At 66.4% G+C, this 16,849-nt stretch carries 15 protein-coding genes; 4 read left to right on the top strand and 11 right to left on the bottom strand.

The annotated features are described in order from the left end of the window. Positions 1-32: 32 nt before the first annotated feature. From H7J93_RS25200 to glf, 8 genes are all read right to left on the bottom strand, one after another. Positions 33-917, bottom strand: a complete 885-nt coding sequence (locus H7J93_RS25200) for an alpha/beta hydrolase-fold protein (protein WP_267309023.1) — start codon at positions 915-917, stop codon at positions 33-35. Positions 918-1,057: 140 nt separating this feature from the next. Further along, positions 1,058-2,149 (bottom strand): esterase family protein, encoded by a 1,092-nt coding sequence (locus H7J93_RS25195; RefSeq protein ID WP_267309022.1) that lies wholly within the window; start codon positions 2,147-2,149, stop codon positions 1,058-1,060. A 132-nt stretch (positions 2,150-2,281) separates the two neighbouring features. Beyond that, a complete protein-coding gene (locus tag H7J93_RS25190) occupies positions 2,282-3,313 on the bottom strand; it encodes an alpha/beta hydrolase (protein WP_372508034.1) in 1,032 nt (343 codons plus the stop codon). A 105-nt stretch (positions 3,314-3,418) separates the two neighbouring features. Continuing rightward, positions 3,419-5,515 carry a terminal beta-(1->2)-arabinofuranosyltransferase gene (gene aftB, locus H7J93_RS25185; protein ID WP_372508033.1) on the bottom strand — a complete coding sequence of 699 codons (2,097 nt, stop codon included), beginning with the start codon at positions 5,513-5,515 and terminating at the stop codon, positions 3,419-3,421. Next, on the bottom strand, positions 5,493-6,413 hold the full coding sequence (locus H7J93_RS25180) for a decaprenyl-phosphate phosphoribosyltransferase (protein WP_267309043.1): 921 nt from the start codon (positions 6,411-6,413) through the stop codon (positions 5,493-5,495). The genes aftB and H7J93_RS25180 overlap by 23 nt, the downstream gene beginning before the upstream one ends. A gap of 38 nt (positions 6,414-6,451) precedes the next feature. Next, positions 6,452-6,976 (bottom strand): phosphatase PAP2 family protein, encoded by a 525-nt coding sequence (locus H7J93_RS25175; RefSeq protein WP_267309021.1) that lies wholly within the window; start codon positions 6,974-6,976, stop codon positions 6,452-6,454. Continuing rightward, complete coding sequence (locus tag H7J93_RS25170; protein ID WP_267309020.1) at positions 6,969-8,906, bottom strand: glycosyltransferase; 1,938 nt, start codon at positions 8,904-8,906, stop codon at positions 6,969-6,971. The genes H7J93_RS25175 and H7J93_RS25170 overlap by 8 nt, the downstream gene beginning before the upstream one ends. Further along, positions 8,903-10,117 carry a UDP-galactopyranose mutase gene (glf, locus tag H7J93_RS25165; protein WP_267309019.1) on the bottom strand — a complete coding sequence of 405 codons (1,215 nt, stop codon included), beginning with the start codon at positions 10,115-10,117 and terminating at the stop codon, positions 8,903-8,905. The genes H7J93_RS25170 and glf overlap by 4 nt, the downstream gene beginning before the upstream one ends. Before the next feature lie 159 nt (positions 10,118-10,276). Here glf and H7J93_RS25160 point away from each other — a divergent pair, with 159 nt between their 5' ends. Then, a complete protein-coding gene (locus H7J93_RS25160) occupies positions 10,277-11,179 on the top strand; it encodes a hypothetical protein (RefSeq protein ID WP_267309018.1) in 903 nt (300 codons plus the stop codon). Positions 11,180-11,380: 201 nt separating this feature from the next. Next, on the top strand, positions 11,381-12,964 hold the full coding sequence (locus tag H7J93_RS25155; RefSeq protein WP_276022416.1) for an N-acetylmuramoyl-L-alanine amidase: 1,584 nt from the start codon (positions 11,381-11,383) through the stop codon (positions 12,962-12,964). A 1-nt stretch (position 12,965) separates the two neighbouring features. On the opposite strand, the gene H7J93_RS25150 is transcribed toward H7J93_RS25155, so the two are convergent. From H7J93_RS25150 to H7J93_RS25140, 3 genes are read right to left on the bottom strand one after another with little or no spacing between them, the layout of a single operon-like run. After that, entirely contained in the window at positions 12,966-13,796 is an 831-nt protein-coding gene (locus H7J93_RS25150) for an HAD family hydrolase (protein ID WP_267309016.1), read from the bottom strand. Beyond that, positions 13,793-14,554, bottom strand: a complete 762-nt coding sequence (locus H7J93_RS29315) for a lysophospholipid acyltransferase family protein (RefSeq protein WP_267309015.1) — start codon at positions 14,552-14,554, stop codon at positions 13,793-13,795. The genes H7J93_RS25150 and H7J93_RS29315 overlap by 4 nt, the downstream gene beginning before the upstream one ends. A gap of 5 nt (positions 14,555-14,559) precedes the next feature. Continuing rightward, positions 14,560-15,333: a lysophospholipid acyltransferase family protein gene (locus H7J93_RS25140; RefSeq protein ID WP_267309014.1), complete on the bottom strand. Its 774-nt coding sequence runs from the start codon at positions 15,331-15,333 to the stop codon at positions 14,560-14,562. Between the two features lie 18 nt (positions 15,334-15,351). Here H7J93_RS25140 and H7J93_RS25135 point away from each other — a divergent pair, with 18 nt between their 5' ends. Both H7J93_RS25135 and H7J93_RS25130 read left to right on the top strand, forming a co-directional pair. Continuing rightward, the gene (locus H7J93_RS25135; RefSeq protein WP_267309013.1) at positions 15,352-16,023 is read left to right on the top strand and encodes a phosphotransferase; all 672 of its coding nucleotides are present in this window, start codon (positions 15,352-15,354) and stop codon (positions 16,021-16,023) included. Beyond that, complete coding sequence (locus H7J93_RS25130) at positions 16,020-16,733, top strand: AAA family ATPase (RefSeq protein WP_267309012.1); 714 nt, start codon at positions 16,020-16,022, stop codon at positions 16,731-16,733. The genes H7J93_RS25135 and H7J93_RS25130 overlap by 4 nt, the downstream gene beginning before the upstream one ends. Positions 16,734-16,849: the final 116 nt, after the last annotated feature.

Here is a 16,849-nt window from a genome sequence, read left to right as displayed (position 1 = left end):
TGAGAGCGCGCGCGGTTTGCCGGTTTGCGGCGCTACTTGATCGTGGCGACCAAGTCCCCCGACATCGCGGCAAGCTGACCGCTCCAGGCGCCCCAGTCGTTGTTGCCGGTGGCCGGGAAGTCGAAGTGGCCGTTGTGACCGCCGACGGAGCGGTAGTGCTGGTAGAACTCCTTGTTCGTACCTGCCGCGATGTCGCAGTAACCGATCATCGCCGGGGCGTCGCAGCCACCCGTCGTCGGGCTGAACACCCACAGCCGGGTGTTGTTGTCGGCGAGAAGCTGCACATGCACGTTCGGCGAATGCCACTTCCAGCGGCCCAACTGTGGCAATCCCCACATGTTGCGGGTGTCGACGCCGCCGTACTGCTGCAGCCCGGCGGTGATGGCGCCGTCGACTCCGGTGCGCTCCGGGGCCAGATATCCCGAAAGCGAACCGGCGAAGCGATACCGGTCGGGGTGGAAGGTGGCCATGGCCATCGCCCCGTAACCACCCTGGGCCGCGCCGACGATGCCGTGGCCGCCTGGCGCGAGGCCCTTGTTGGCGGCCAGCCAGTTGGGCAGCTCCGTCGCCAGGAACGTCTCCCACTGCTTGCTGCCGTCCTGCTCCCAGTTCGTGTACATGCTCCAGGCACCGCTCGCGGGGGCGGCGATCGAGATGCCCTGCCCGCCGAGGGTCGCCATCGCGTTGCCCGCGGTCACCCAGTTGCTGACATCGGGGGCGGCGTTGAACGCGTCGAGCAGGACGACGGCGTGGGGCCCACCGCCGGAGAATGCGACCGGGATGTCGCGGCCCATCGCCGCCGACGGGACCATCAACATTTCGACGTCGGCCTTGGCGGTCGGTGCCATCGACGTGCCCGCGGTCCACAGACCGGCCCCCAGCACCACGGTCAAGAAAATCCGGATCACGCCACGCATCAACTGCCCCACCTCACGGTCGTCTCACAGGCCCTCAGCAGTCAACCACATCGGCGCATTCGGGCGCGCCGAAAATGGCCGACGGCGGCGACCCCGAAGGATCGCCGCCGCCGGCTTCACGCTTTGTCGCGCCGAGTCGATCAGCCCTCGGACTGAGTCGTCGCCGACGCCGGTTGAGCCTCAGCCGCACCCTCGGCCGGAGCGGCGTCCCCGACGGGAGTGCTCGGCTGCGGGGTGGCACCCAGCACGCGCTGGATGTCCGGCTTCATCTGCTGCAGCTGCTGACCCCAGTACTCCCAGCTGTGAGTACCGGACTCCGGGAAGTTGAACACGCCGTTCTTACCGCCCGCGGCGATGTACTCCTCCTGGAAGGTCTTGTTGGTCCGCAACGTGAACTTCTCGAGGAACTCAGCGTTGAAGTTGTCACCGGCAGCGACGCCCGTGCCGTTGATGTCGGCGGGCTTGCCGTTACCGCAGAACACCCAGATGCGAGTGCCGTTGGCGACCAGCTTGGAGATGTTCACCATCGGGTCGTTGCGCTTCCACGCGTTGTTCGGATCCTCCGTCGCGCCCCACATGTCGTTGGCGTCGTAGCCACCCGCGTCGCCCATCGACATGTTGACCAGCATCGGCCACCAACCCTCGGACAGGTTCAGGAAGCCCGAAAGCGAACCCGCGTACTGGAACTGATTCGGGTGGTAGATCGCCAGCGTCAGCGCGGCCGAACCGGCCATCGACAGACCCACCGCGGCGTTGCGGTTCGGGTTGACACCCTTGTTCGCAGCCAGGTAGGCCGGCAGCTCCTGGGTCAGGAAGGTCTCCCACTTGTACGTGGAGCAGCCTGCCTTACCGCAAGCCGGCTTGTACCAGTCGCTGTAGAAGCTGGACTGGCCACCGACGGGCATGATCGTGGCGAGACCGGAATCGAGGTACCACTCGAATGCCTGGGTCTCGATGTCCCACCCGTTGAAGTCATCGCGGGCACGCAGGCCGTCTAGCAAGTAGACGCCAGGCGCATTCGGCCCACCGTTTTGAAACTGAACCTTGATGTCACGGCCCATCCCTGCGGACGGAACCATGAGGTACTCGACCGGCAGACCCGGACGAGAGAAAGCCCCCGCAGTCGCCGTGCCTCCGACGGCGCTGACGAGGGCGGGCAGCACAGCCGCGGCCATTGCCGCAACCGCGAGCCGGCGCACCCACGCGCCACGGATTTTGCGAACGAACTTCATGCTTCATCTATCCCATCTGTCGTATGCCGCACGCGGAACATGTCCGAACGGACCCAGCCGCGTTGCCCGTGCAGTCAACCACAAAAAGCTGTGGCGACTCCATTCGGCGTGTATCGTCCCTGGTCGCGCTCCTCAGCCTTTGAGTGTTGCGATCAGGTCTGGTTTGAGGGCCTGCAGCTGCGCACCCCAGTACGGCCACGCGTGATTACCCGCTGGCGGAAACTGAAAAGTGGCGTTGTTGCCCCCGGCCTCTCGGTAGGCCGATTGGAAATCCAAATTGCTCTTCAGAGCCATCGTTTCGAGGCTGTTGGCGTTGAACACCTGATTCGGATCGGCATTCGCATCGAGCGGTGTCGTACCACCGGGTGCACAGTAAATCCACAGCCGCGTGCCATTGGCGACGATGCGCGACACCTGCTTGATCGGATCGTGGCGTTTCCACGCGCTGTCCCATGGCGCACCCCACATGTTGTCGACGTTGAAGCCGCCGGCATCGAGCATTGCGACGCGGATGGCCTGCTGCATGAACAGCGCCGATGGGTTCAAGAAGCCGGAAAGCGATGCGGCATAGCGGAACTGATCGGGGTGGTGGGCCGACAGAACCAGGGCGGCACCGCCGGACATCGACAGGCCGACGGCGCCGTTCCCGGTCGTCGACACACCTTTGTTCTCCGCCAACCACGCCGGCAGCTCATTGGTGAGGAAGGTTTCCCACTTATATGTATAGGGCTGGTCGTTGAAGCTCGACGGTGAATACCAGTCGGCGTAGAAGCTGGACTGCCCACCGACCGGCATGACGGTGGCGACACCAGAGTCGAAAAACCATTCGAAGGCCTGGGTTTCGATATCCCAGCCGTTGTAGTCGTCGCGCGCCCGCATGCCGTCGAGCAGGTACACGGCCTTCGCCCCGCGGATCGCCTCCGACGCGGGCGCGCCTTCCGGCACGGGTGTGGTCGCGGGCTGGTACTGCACGCGAATGTTGCGACCCATCGATGTCGAGTAGACGTCGAGGTATTCGACAGGCAGGCCCTCGCGGGAAAACGCGTTCGCCATGGGTGTGACATCCGACACAGCACTGGACGCAACAGCGATCGCGGGCATCGTCAGGGCCACCGCGCACGTTGCGATCGCGCGGCGAAGCCAGGTTCGCACAGCTCTTACCATCCGTTCGTGTGTGAGGCGCCGTGTGACCGGCGGTCCCGCGACTTGTCTATCGGCCGATCAACAGGCCGCGTTACCGGTGACCAGCGTCACTGACGGCTAGTGCGGCTAGGGCCCCGTCGCCGGCATTCCCGTGTATGGCTCGCGGATCGGAGGAGGCACCTCGAGGCCGCAGCGTTCCAGCTCATAGAGCGGGACGCGGTCGATCCGGTACTGCGTCAATTGATAGGCGTGCAGCAGGTTCGAGAAGAATCGTCGCGGACCCATCGGACCACGCACGGCGTTGAGCATCGCGTCGGTGGCCGGACATTCCAGCGCCGCCTCGGCCTGCGCGACCCAGTCCTCGTCGAGGTAGGCCGGAATGAACGGCCGCGTCTTGAGGAACGGTCCCTCGGCGACCACCCAGTCAGGGAACAGATTCTTGTCATGGCCGATGCGTCCGTCCTCCAGCCGCGCGGTGTGCGCGGCCAGCGGGTTGGCCAATCCGATCTGGTCGATCACCCTGACGTCGAGGCCGACATTCATCCCCAGCATGCCCAGATTGGTGAAAAACACTGTGTGCGGGCCGCTTCGGCGGTTGCTTCGGTCCTCGGGCGCGTCCGGCGGCGGTGGGATGGCCGGCACCACATCCCACTGGTCGTAGTTGCCCGACGGCAGTAAGAGGGCGCCGTCGGGCGTGTTGTTCAATGCGGTCATCACCGCACGCATCCGCGGATAGTCGAGATAGTCGGCGGCGGTCAGCGGGTGCGGATTGCCCGTCGCCTGCGCGTAGAACCGTCGCTCGTCGACGATGCCGCTGTACGTCACGCGGGTCGCATCGGATCCCATTCCGCTCGAATTCGCCGCCCACAGCGACCATCCCGCGATCGACACCCACAACACGCTGGTGGCGCCGACGAACAAATAGCCTGCGCCACGGGCCATTCGGGCGCCGTCGGGAAGGACAAGAGGGATCACCGCGATGGGCGCCAACATGCAGAACATCGGCGTGAGCAGCATCCGTCCGTGCATGAAGTCACCGCCCTGGCGGATCCAGTACAGCGCCTGCAACAGACCACTGACGAGCATGAAAAGCACTACAGCCTGCGGGCTTTGCACGATGCGGGCCAACCATCCGCGGCCCTGCGTCACCGTGTGGCGGATCCCCCACGGGCGCCCGCGGGTGACCATCACCACGGCCGCAAGTCCGACCAACAGGATCGCGGGCGCCCACAACAGATAGGGCGCATTGAAGTTGGCCAGGTAGGTGAATCCCTGAGACCACTTGGCACCCGTGGCGTCCTTCGCAAGCGCGGTGCCGGGAAACAGCAAGCCGTAGTAGCCCATTCGGAAGATCTCGTACCCGACGGGCAGAAGGCCGCCCGCGAACACGATCAGCCCGCGTCGCCGCCAGTCCCGCGCAGCGATCAGCATCATCACCAGTGCCAGCCCGCCGATCAGCGCGAGCTCGGGCCGCACCAGAACACTCAGCCCGGCGACGAAAGCCAGTGCGGCGTCGAACGTTCTGCTGACGGTGCGTGGCTGTGCCGACGGCGAGCCGAAAGGTTGCCTGCGGATGGTGGGGGGACCTCCGCGCTGCATCGGTGCCGCAGGCCCGCGGGCACGCAACGCCTGCGACCAGCAGACCATCATCCACCACAGCAGGCCGAGATAGGCCAGCACCAAACCGTTTTCGAGTCCGGAGGTGGCGAAGTCCCTGGCCGGCGGCACGGCGATGTACACCAGCGCACCGGCGGGAAGCATCAACGCCCGTCGACCCTGCAGGCTCGGTGCGTACAGTCGGCCGGCACCGAGCATCGCGAAGACGACTCCGAGCACGCTCAGCACGAGCGCGAGAAACAGCGCCACGTACTCCATCCGTACCGGGCCGCCGATCCACGCCCCGAGGTAGATCAGATAGGTCCATACCGTCGACGTGTTCGCCTCGACGCGCTCGCCCGCGTTGAACACCGGCCCGTTGCCTGCCAAAAGGTTTCGGACCGTGCGCAGCACGATGAGTCCGTCGTCGGCGATCCAGCGCCGCTGCCAGGCACCCCAGCCGAACAGCGCCGCGACGACGACCACGCTGACCCATAGGCTGATTCGGACCGTGACGTCGTACGGAAAGACGGGCAGCCGCGACAGCCGGTCGCCGAGATTGTCGATCCAGGCGATCCGCGCGACGATTGGGGGGCGTGCCCGCTCAGCTGAGGAAGATGGCGGCACCGATGGTTCCGATCCACGCCAGGGCCAGCAGCTGCAGCACCCGGTCCTTCAACGCGATCTCCTCCGGCTCGCCGGCCATACCGCCGTCGACGTCGACGGCGTATCGCAGGATGGCGATCACGAACGGAATCATCGACACCACGAACCACGACGTGCCGCCGGTGTCGTCACGCTCGAACGCCCACAGGCCGTAACAGAGGACCAGCGCCGTCGCCGACAACGTCCAGACGAAGCGCAGATACGAACTCGTGTAGCTCTCCAGCGACTTGCGGATCTTGGCCCCGGTGCGTTCGGCCAGCTGGAGTTCGGCGTACCGCTTGCCCGCCGCCATGAACAGCGAGCCGAACGCCATCATCAGCAGGAACCATTGCGACAGCGGTACATCCGCGGCGACGCCACCGGCGATGGCGCGGATCAGGAAGCCCGACGAGACGATGCAGATGTCGATGACGGGCTGGTGCTTGAGACCGAAGCAGTACGCCAGCTGGATCGCGATGTAGATCGCGATCACGACCGCCAGGTTCGGTGTGACGATCCAGGAGATCACCAACGACGCGATGCCGAGCAGCACGGCCAGGGTGTACGCCAGCCACTCGGGGACCACGCCCGCAGCGATGGGCCGGAACCGTTTGGTCGGGTGTGCGCGGTCCGCCTCGACGTCGCGGGCATCGTTGACCAGATAGACGCACGACGCGGCCAGACTGAACACCGCGAATGCCAGCAGCACATGGATCAGTACGTCGCGGTAGTCGTAGGCATACCGGGCATCGCCGAGTGCGGCCACCGGCGCGGCGAACACCAGGACGTTCTTCACCCACTGCCGCGGGCGGAGCGCCTTGAACACCCCGGTCACCAGATTGCGGGGTGGGCCCTTCTCCTGCGCGGGTTCCTGACTCATATGCGGCGCGCTCTCTGCACTGCTCTCGCTCGAGATGCTCATCGGACTCCTTCGCCCCGCTCTGTCACCATGGTGACCGCTTTCGCGACCGCCGCGCCGACCGCCACGCCGGTGACCACGTCGCTCGGGTAGTGCACACCGAGCACCAACCGGGACAACGCCATTGGTGGCACGAGGAGCGCAGGCAACGGGAGGCCGGTGGCCCGGCCCAACAGGACCGACGCCGCGGTGGTGGACGTGGCGTGCGCCGACGGGAAGCTCAGCCGGCTCGGCGTACCCACGTTCACGGCGATCGCGGGGTGATGTGGACGTTCTCGGCGCACTACGCGCTTGATCACCACAGCGGCCGCGTGGGCGGCGAATGCACCCACCCCGGCGGCCAGCCATGCCCGCCGCCGCGCGGGCGACAGCAGTGCGCCGAGCCCCGCGACCACCAGCCAGCCGATGCTGTGCTCACCGAAATGCGACAGCGTCCTGGCGGCCGGCAGGACGCCCCGTCGATCGGCGAGCGCGGACTGCACGGCTACCAGCACGGCCTCTTCGCCACGTGGTTTCTCAGCCATCGGCCTCGGGGAGCAGCACGCTCTCCCACTTCTGCTTGCTCGTCAGCACCGGCACCGCCTCGCGGTACACCTTGCGCATGCGGTTGAACCTGCGGGCCAGCAGCGCCTGTCGCTTGAGTGACTCACGAAGCAGCTCAGCCGCTTTCGCACGATCGCGCTGCCGGTACACGACCCCACGGCCGTCGGCGGTGGTGACCGTGACGCCGTCGACCTTGCACAGCGAGAACCAGCGGGCGTCCTGGGTCGCGACATTGATCTGCGGGCGACGGTGATGCTCAGGGTCGTGCGGCCTGAGTTGGTGCACCACCCCTCGGGCCAGCCGCCACGAGATCGACAGTGGATTGGTGGGGATGGTCACCTTCTTGCGCCACTTCTTGTCCGACGGCGTCGGCAGCGCGGTCGCGCTGGGCAGCACGACGGCGTCGGGATACTCCTGGCGCATGGCGCGCACATCGGGCAGCGCCGACTCGAGGATCGAGAAGATGTGCTCGGGTCCTGCCAAGAAGTCGTCCATCGCCTTGTTCTGGATGGCAACGGTCGAGTATTCAAGGCACAGCAGGTGTTTGATCGTCGCCTTCAGGTGACTGGCCAGCAGTCCGGAGATCTTGCCGTCCCAGTGAATGGCGGCGACCACCAAGCGGTTGCGCAGGTGGAAGTACGCCTGCCAGTCGATGGCGTCGTCCTTGTCGCTCCACGCCATGTGCCAGATCGCCGCGCCGGGCAGTGTGACGGTCGGATAGCCGCGCTCGCCTGCCCGCAGTCCGTAGTCGGCGTCGTCCCACTTGATGAAGAGGGGCAACGGCTGGCCGAGTTCCTCGGCGACCTGGCGCGGGATCATGCACATCCACCAGCCGTTGTAGTCGACATCGATCCGACGGTGCAGCAGCCTGCTGCGGTACTCGTCTTCGTTGTTGAGCGAGTACTTGGCGAAGTTGTGGTCGTACTCCGTGTTGACGGCGTTGGTCCACATGAAGTTCTCGGAGTCGACCATCTCGCCCATCACGTGCAGGTGGCTGGGCTCCTGCAGGTTGAGCATCTGGCCGCCGACGAGCGTCGGAGTCTTCGCGAACCGGTTCAACGCGAGTGCCCGCAGAATCGAGTCGGGCTCGACGCGGATGTCGTCGTCCATGAACAGGATCTGTTCGCAGTCCGTGTTCTTCAGCGCCTCGTACATCACCCGGCTGTAGCCGCCGGAGCCGCCGAGGTTCGGCTGGTTGTGCACCGACAGCCGGTTGCCGAGTGCGGCGGCAGCCGCCGCGAACCCCGGATTGTCCTTGACCTTCTTGGTGCCCTGGTCGGAGACGATCACCGCGGTGATCACCTCGTCCACCAACGAATCCGACGTCAATGCGGCGAGCGCGTTGACGCAGTCCGCAGGTCGGTTGAAGGTGGGGATTCCGACCGCGACGTTGGCCCGTCCCGGCGCGGGCTTGGAGGCGTACCAGCCCGCGCTGTGCACCGTCACCTTGGTGTTGGTGGTGATGTCGAACCAGATCCAGCCGCCGTCTTCGAACGGCGAGAGGTCGATGTCGAATTCGACGGTGGCGCGAGCGTCCCCGTCGGGTCCGCTGGACACCTCTTCACCGCCGACGGTGATGCGGGCGCCGGTCGCCTTGGATCGGTAGACGTCCACGCGTGCGGTGCCGGTGAGCTCGACGCGCAACACCACCGACTCCAGCGTCGACCACCGGCGCCAGTAGCTGGCGGGGAAGGCGTTGAAGTATGTCGCGAACGACACCTCCGACTCCGCGCCGATCTCGAGCGTGGTGCGCGTCGGCGCGTGGGCGCGGCGGGCGTTGGTGTCCGATTCCTCGATGTAGAGCTTCCGGACGTCGAGCGGTTCGCCGGGGCGCGGCAGGATCACACGGGCGAGGAGGCTGACCGCCCTGGTGTCGCCGGCGTCGAGCGCGCCGGACGGGATGTCACTCATGCGCTGCTGCTTTCTGTGCCGTTGGTAGCCAGGGGTGCGCCGTCACGTAGGTGCGGCGCCAGGGTGTTGTCGTACATATTCAATGCGCTGGCGATGGCCATGTGCATGTCCAGGTACTGATAAGTGCCCAGCCGTCCGCCGAACAACACCTTGTTCGACGCCGTCTCGGCCTTCGCGCGCTCCCGGTACGCCGCGAGCAGGGCGCGGTCGGTCTCGGTGTTGATCGGGTAGTAGGGCTCGTCGTCGTTGTCGGCGAAGCGGGAGAACTCCCGCATGATCACCGTCTTGTCGTCCGGATAGTCCCGTTCGGGATGGAAGTGTCGGAACTCGTGGATTCGGGTGTAGGGCACGTCGAGGTCGTTGTAGTTCATGACGGGAGTGCCCTGGAAGTCGCCGGTGTCGAGGACTTCGAGCTCGAAATCGAGTGTGCGCCAACCCAACCGGCCCTCGACGTAGTCGAAGTAGCGGTCGAGGGGTCCGGTGTAGACCACCGGGGCGTCGGGATTTGCAGCGCGCAGCTCGTCGCGGACCTCGAACCAGTCGGTGTCCAACCGCACCTCGATGCGGTCATCGGCGGCCATGTTCTCCAACCACTTGGTGTAGCCGTCGACCGGCAGACCCTCGTAGGTGTCGTTGAAGTAGCGGTTGTTGAACGTGTACCGGACGGGCAGCCGGGTGATGTTGGACGCAGGCAGATGCTTGGGATCGGTCTGCCACTGCTTGGCGGTGTAGCCCTTGACGAATGCCTCGTAGAGCGGGCGGCCGATCAGCGAGATGGCCTTCTCTTCGAGATTCTGGGCGTCCTCGCTCTTGATCTCGGCGGCCTGCTCGGCGATCAGCTGGCGGGCCTGGTCCGGGGTGAAGTACTTGCCGAAGAACTGCGACACCAGACCAAGGCCCATCGGGAACTGGTAGGCCTGCCCGTTGTGCATGGCGAAGACGCGGTGCTGGTAGTCGGTGAAGTCGGTGAATTGGCGCACGTAGTCCCACACCCTCTTGTTGGAGGTGTGGAACAGGTGTGCGCCGTACTTGTGGACCTCGATGCCGGTCTGCGGTTCGGGCTCCGAGTACGCGTTACCGCCGATATGCGGGCGCCGCTCGACCACGAGAACACGCTTGTCCAGCTGAGATGCCACACGCTCGGCAACCGTCAGACCGAAGAAACCGGAACCGACGACAAAAAGATCGAAACGAGCTGTCATCGGCAGCAAGGGTATCCGACAGCCACGGTCCGCCCCGAATCCGACAAAGTGCTCAGGTCAAGATTGGCTCACGATTCCGCATCGTCACTTTAGTCACACCAGTAACACCAGTACCGTCGAACGCGTACGAGACCTACCAGACGTAATCCATGTATTGAGGAGACTTCCGTGCCGAACCGACGTCGACGCAGGCTTTCGACAGCCCTGAGCGCAGTCGCCGCCCTGGCAGTCGCGAGTCCAGCCGCAATGGTCGCCGTATCCGAGTTGTCCGCAAGCATCGAGCCGCAGCCGCAGAAGCGCGAGTTCGTGCAGGCCGCCGAGATCACCGACCTGCCCAACGAGCTGCTGTCCGCACTGTCGCAGGGCCTCTCGCAGTTCGGCATCAACCTGCCGCCGATGCCCACCGGTGTGCTCACGGGTACCGGCGCCAGCACGCCCACGACGCTGACCTCGCCCGGGCTGACGTCACCGGCCCTCACCACCCCGGGGCTGACGTCGCCGTCGCTCACGACCCCCGGACTGACCACACCCGGGTTGACCACTCCTGAACTCACGACGCCCGGGCTCACCGCGCCCTCGCTGACCGATCCGGCGCTGGCCAACCCGGCGCTGACCAATCCGACGCTGCCCAACCCCGCGTTGACGAGCCCGACCGCCGACGCCACGGGTCTGACGACGCCCGGCCTGACCACGCCCGACGCGCTGGCCACCCCCGGGTTGACGCCGATCTCCTCCAGCGCGCTGCCCGCGCCAGGCGAGATCCCGATCTCGGCGCCGATCGGACTGGATCCGGCCGTGGGTACGTACCCGATCATGGGCGACCCGTCGCTGGCGACCATGCCGGCGAGCACCGGCAGCGGTGGCATCATCGGCGACCTGTCGAGCATGGCCAACCAGCTGGGCGCCGGCCAGGCGATCGACCTGCTCAAGGGCATGGTGATGCCCGCGATCATGTCGGCCGTCAAGCCCGCGGCGGCAGCAGCCCCGGCTGCGGCGGCCCCGGCGGCCGAAGCGGCAGCGGCGGCGGCCCCGGCTGCAGCAGCAGCGGCGTCGACCGGCGCTGGTGCGTAAACCCGCGGGAGCGCCTTAACCGAGTAGTCCTGTTACCGAACGGCACCGCAGAAGCCCCTCACCCTGGCTCTGCGGTGCCGTTGCAGGTTGCGGGTCGATTTCAACCCGCACTCAAGTGGCGCTGAAGCCGTGTCGAAACATTAGTAACAGCTGACTCATACGTAACATCAGCCTGTGTCGTGTCGCCGTCCGCTGCCGTCGATGCTGTTCACCGCCATCGCGGCGACGGCCGTCGTCCTGCCGATGGCGATCTTCGGCATTCCCGGGGTTGACAACGATCCGTCGGCCACCGCACCACAGGTCGCGCAGCAGCCACTGACCGGCCTCGGTGGCGGGGAGACGATCCGCGAGATCCATCAGGACACCCCGTTCTCATTGGTCGCACTGACCGCTGAGGACCTGACGGGCACCTCGGCCCGGGTGCGCGCCAAGCGGGCCGATGGGACGTGGGGTCCGTGGTACGAAGCTGAGCCCATGGTCGGGCTTGGCCCCGACACCCCGGTGGACGGCGGACTGCACGGCACCGAGCCGGTGTTCGTCGGCCGCACCAACACGGTGCAGATCGCGGTCACCCGTCCGGCTACTCCGACACCGCCACCCGCCGACGACCGCCCGCCGTTGGGATATGTACCCGCCAACGTCGAGCAGCCGTTCAGCCAGAACGTCAACGCCGTACTGATCAGCCCGCCGGAAGCGCCGGTGGACGCGATACCGCTGCCGTCGGCGGTCACGGCGCCCGGCGTACCGCCGCAGATAATCAACCGCGCCGGATGGGGCGCCGATGAGACCATGCGGTGCCCGAACCCGCAATACGACAAGGGAATCCGCGCCGGAATCGTTCACCACACCGCGGGAAGCAACGACTACGCCCCCGAGGATTCGGCCGGGATCATCCGGTCGATCTACGAGTACCACACCCGCACTCTGGGCTGGTGCGACATCGCCTACAACGCACTGGTCGACAAGTACGGCCAGGTCTTCGAGGGCCGCGCAGGCGGCATCGACAAACCCGTCGAGGGTGCCCACACCGGCGGCTTCAACCGCGACACCTGGGGTGTGGCGATGCTGGGCAACTTCGACCAGATCCCGCCGACGCCGGTTCAGCTGACCAACACGGGCAGGTTGCTCGGCTGGCGCCTCGGCCTTGATCACATCGATCCGTTGGGGACCGTGGTGCTCGCCTCGGCGGGCAGTTCGTTCTCCAAGTTCCCATTCGGCGCCACGCCGGCACTGCCGACCATCTTCACGCACCGCGACGTCGGCATCACGGAATGTCCGGGCAATGCGGCGTACGCCTTGATGAACGAGATCCGCAGTATCGCAGCGCGATTCAACAACCCACCGGGTCCCGCCGACCTTGCCGAGACACTGCGTGGCGGAGCGATCTACGCCCGCTGGCAGTCGCTGGGCGGCCCCAACAGCTTCCTCGGTGCCCCGAAATCGCCCGAGGCCTCCGGTGAAGGCCCGACCCGATATGCGAACTTCGAGAACGGCGCCATCTACTGGTCGCCCACCAGCGGAGCCGAACCGGTCACCGGCGAGATCTACAAGGCGTGGGGAGCGCTGGGCTTCGAGCGTGGCGCGCTGGGCCTGCCGACCAGCGCCGAAATCCAGGAACCGCTGTGGATCGTGCAGAACTTCCAGCACGGCACACTGAACTTCGATCGCGAAAACGGCACCGTCACACGGGTTATCGACGGGATCGCCACCGAACTTCCCAGGTCGGTGTCCGACCACACACCGGTCCAGCTGGAGCGGTTCACACCGCCGATCAGCCCGACCTAAATCATTCGCGGTCGTTCAGGCCCCACCAGCGCTCGAGCACCCGCGCCACGCCGTCTTCGGCGTTGGTCCCGGTGACCTCGTCGGCCGCGGCCAACGCATCCGGATGCGCGTTGCCCATCGCGACGCCGTGTCCCGCCCATGCCAGCATCGGCACATCGTTGGGCATGTCGCCGAAGGTGACGATGTCCCGCGCCGTGATGCCCAGTGGCGCCGCCACCTCGGCGACCCCGCTGGCCTTGCTGATGCCAAGCGGCATGATCTCGATGAGGCCGTTGTTCGTCGAGTACGTGATATCGCCTTGGTGGCCAATGTGTTCGGCCAGTGCGGCGGCCATGTCAGCGCTCTGCGCGCCCGCCTTGCGGATCAACAACTTGATGGCCGGCGCACTCAGCAGATCTTCCATCGACACTTCGGTGTTGTCGGGGTTGAGCCACGCATGCTCGTAGCCGGGCGAGCTCACGAACTGCGGCGTGGCGGCGTCGTGCGCGCTCTCCCCCACCCGTTCGACGGCAAGACCAGCGCCGGGGATGACGCGGGTGGCGATCTCGGCGAGTTCCGCGAGCATCTCCTCCGACAGAGTCCGAGCCGACACGATGCGGTCGATCGACGGGTCGTAGATCACGGCACCGTTGGCGCACACTGCGATTGGCGCGAAGCCCAAGGCGTCGACGACCGGCGCCACCCAACGTGGCGGACGACCGGTGGCCAGCACGAATCGGGTTCCGGAGTCGACCGCCGCCGTCAGGGCCGCCCGGGTGCGGTCGGTGATCTTCTCGTCGTCGGTAAGCAGCGTGCCGTCCACATCGGAGGCAATGAGTAAAGGTGATGTCACCGGCGGCTTTTCGTCTCTCGCTCGGCCCGCTTGCGCGCCCGTTCGGCGAGCTCGGCGGCCTCGAGCACCTTGGCCTCTTCCATCGTCGGCGCCGAACCGCCAAGCCGGTGAGGCACCCAGAACGCCCCCTCCGGGTGCGGATAGGTCTCCTGCACCATGTGCAGCAGCTTGTTCATCTCTTTCCGCATTGCGGCGCTGGTCTCGTCGATTGTCGCCGCGGCGTAGACCGCTGGGCCGATCGCCACCGTGATCGGAATCTTCTTGCGGCCCAGGTTCCGTGGGTGGTCCTTGGTCCACATCCGGTGTGCGCCCCACACGATCGTCGGGACGATGGGCACCTGCGCATCACGCGCCATCCGCGCAGCGCCCGTCTTGAATTCCTTGAGCTCGAAACTACGGCTGATCGTGGCCTCGGGATACACGGCGACGAGCTCGCCCGCGCGCAGGGCCTCGACGGCGGCGGCGTAGGCGGCGGCCCCAGCCTCGCGGTCCACCGGGATGGTGCCGGAATGCTTGATCAGAAAGTTGACGATCTTCACCTGCTGCATCTCGGACTTGATCATGAACCGCAGCCGGCGCCGGACCTGATACGCCGCGAGCGCCGCGGGGTACCAGTCCAAGTAGCCGGTGTGGTTGATCGCGACGACGGCGCCGCCCCGCTTGGGGATGTTCTCCAGACCGAGATAGGTGATCCGGCTACCGATGACTTTGGTGGCCGTGCTGACTGCGATCTCCAATGTGCGGAAAACCGGCTCCATTCGGACTACCCCGACGCTCCCGCAGGCCCCCGCTGCTCCCGGCGAGCCGCTTTCTCCGCAGCCTCCTCGGCGTCCATCCGGTTCGCCTCGGCCAGCGACGGTGCAGAACCACCGAGCCGGTGAGGCACCCAGAACTCGCCGGGTGGATGGGGACCGTACTCGTCCTGAACACGTTCGAGCAGATGCTGCATCCGCGAATGAAGCAAGGCCGTCAGTTCGGCGGGTGGCAACGTCGGATAGATCGGTTCACCGACGGCCACCGCGATCGGCACCTTGGGCCGACGCAAATTCTTCGGGTGGCCCTTCGTCCAGATCCGCTGTGCGCCCCAGATGATGTGCGGGACGATCGGCACGTCGGCGGCGATCGCCATCCGCGCGGCACCGGATTTGAACTCCTTGATCTCGAAGCTGCGGCTGATCGTGGCTTCCGGGTAGACGCCGACCAGCTCGCCCTCCTTGAGCTTGCGGCAGGCCTCGTCGAACGACGCGGCGCCGCTGTCGCGGTCCACCTCGATGTGGCGCAGGCTGCGCATGATCGGACCCGTGATCTTGTGATCGAAGACTTCCTTCTTCGCCATGAACCGCACCTTGCGATGCCGGCCCTGCCGGTAGGCGGGCAGCCCGGCGAAGGTGAAGTCGAGGTATCCGGTGTGATTGATGGCGACGACGGCCCCGCCCTCTACCGGCAGGTGCTCGACACCGGTGACGGTGAACGTCAGCCCCTGCATACGCCAGAGCAACCTGGCTAGTTGGATGACTGTTCCGTATACCGGCTCCACATCAGGCAGCCTAGTCGCGTGACCCGGCCTACCGAACCGGTGGCGATCCCCTCCGTCGTCGAAGACATCGCGGCGGGCCGCCCGGTGGCCGCTACGTGGGTCAACGAACTCGGCGGCGTCACCTTCTCCGTCGCGGACGGATCTGAGTACGTCAAGGTCCTACCGCCGCAGTGGGCGCACCTGCTGACCGCCGAAGTCCGTCGGCTCGAGTGGGCCTCGGCGTACCTGCGGGTGCCGCGGGTGCTGGGCGCGGGCGACGGTTGGCTGCACACCGCGGGGCTGGCGGGTTCGAGCGCGGTCGATCCGCGGTGGCTGGGCGACCTGCGCACCGCGGCGCGAGCGATCGGCGCCGGGCTTCGCCTGATACACGACACGCTGCCCGTCGCGGACTGTCCGTTCGGAGCGCCCGCATGGGTGACCGACGCGCGGGATGTCGACCGGCTCGTGGTGTGCCACGGCGACGCGTGCGCGCCGAACACCCTGATCGACGACGATGGCCGGTGTCGCGGCCACGTCGACCTCGGCGATCTCGGCGTCGCCGACCGGTGGGCGGATCTTGCTGTCGCGGAATGGTCGCTGCGGTACAACTACGGGGGCAACTTCCGAGTCGAGTTCTTCGACGCCTACGGCATTGCACCCGACTACGACCGCATGGACCACTATCTGCGTCTGTGGGAGGACGGCGATTGATTCTGCAGCAGGTATCGGTGGATGCCGAGAAGGCTTTGGATCCCTGGTATTTCGATATCCCGGCCATCTCGCAGCTCGCCACGGAGCCGCTGGTGCTCGATACGCCGGTCACCGTGATCGTCGGCGAGAACGGCTCGGGAAAGTCGACGCTGCTCGAAGCCGTCGCCGCCGCGTGGTCCGCAAGGCTGCGCGGCGCCGTCAAACACTGGACACCACGTGCGGGCGACGAGGACAGCGACCTGCACTGGGCGGTGCGGCTGGAGGGCGAGTTCCCGCCGCCTGCCGGCGGCTGTTTCCTGCGGGCCGAGGCGATGCACCAGTTGTTCACGGAAGTGGACGGCAACACCCCGCACCAGGTTTTCGGCGGGGCCCTCAACGCGCGCTCACACGGCGAGTCGTTTCTGGCGTACCTGTCGTCGCGGGACACCGAACGCGGCCTGTTCATCCTCGACGAGCCCGAGGCCGCGCTGTCGTTCCAGTCATGCCTGCAACTGATGGTGCTGATGGACTCGCTCGTCGCCGACGGCTCGCAGGTTTTGCTGGCCACCCACTCACCGGTGCTCGCGGCCTTTCCCGGCGCGACGATTCTCGAGTTCGGCGACCACGGCCGCCACGTATGCACATGGGACGACCTGCCGATGGTGTCGCACTGGCGCCGTTTCCTGGCCGCGCCGGATGCGTATCTGCGGCACCTCTTCGCCTCCGGTTAGACATCCCAAGTGCGCAAGTTGTCAAGCGGCCTTTGCGGTGGGGATGTTTTGGCGGTGCGACCATGCTGTCTGCTCGTCGTATGCGGTGCGGTGGCGCAGGCAGCCGTGGAGGATGC

The sequence above is a fragment of the Mycobacterium barrassiae genome (assembly GCF_025822765.1).
Classification (GTDB): Bacteria; Actinomycetota; Actinomycetes; order Mycobacteriales; family Mycobacteriaceae; genus Mycobacterium; species Mycobacterium barrassiae.
This window is presented reverse-complemented; position numbering and strand designations above follow the sequence as displayed.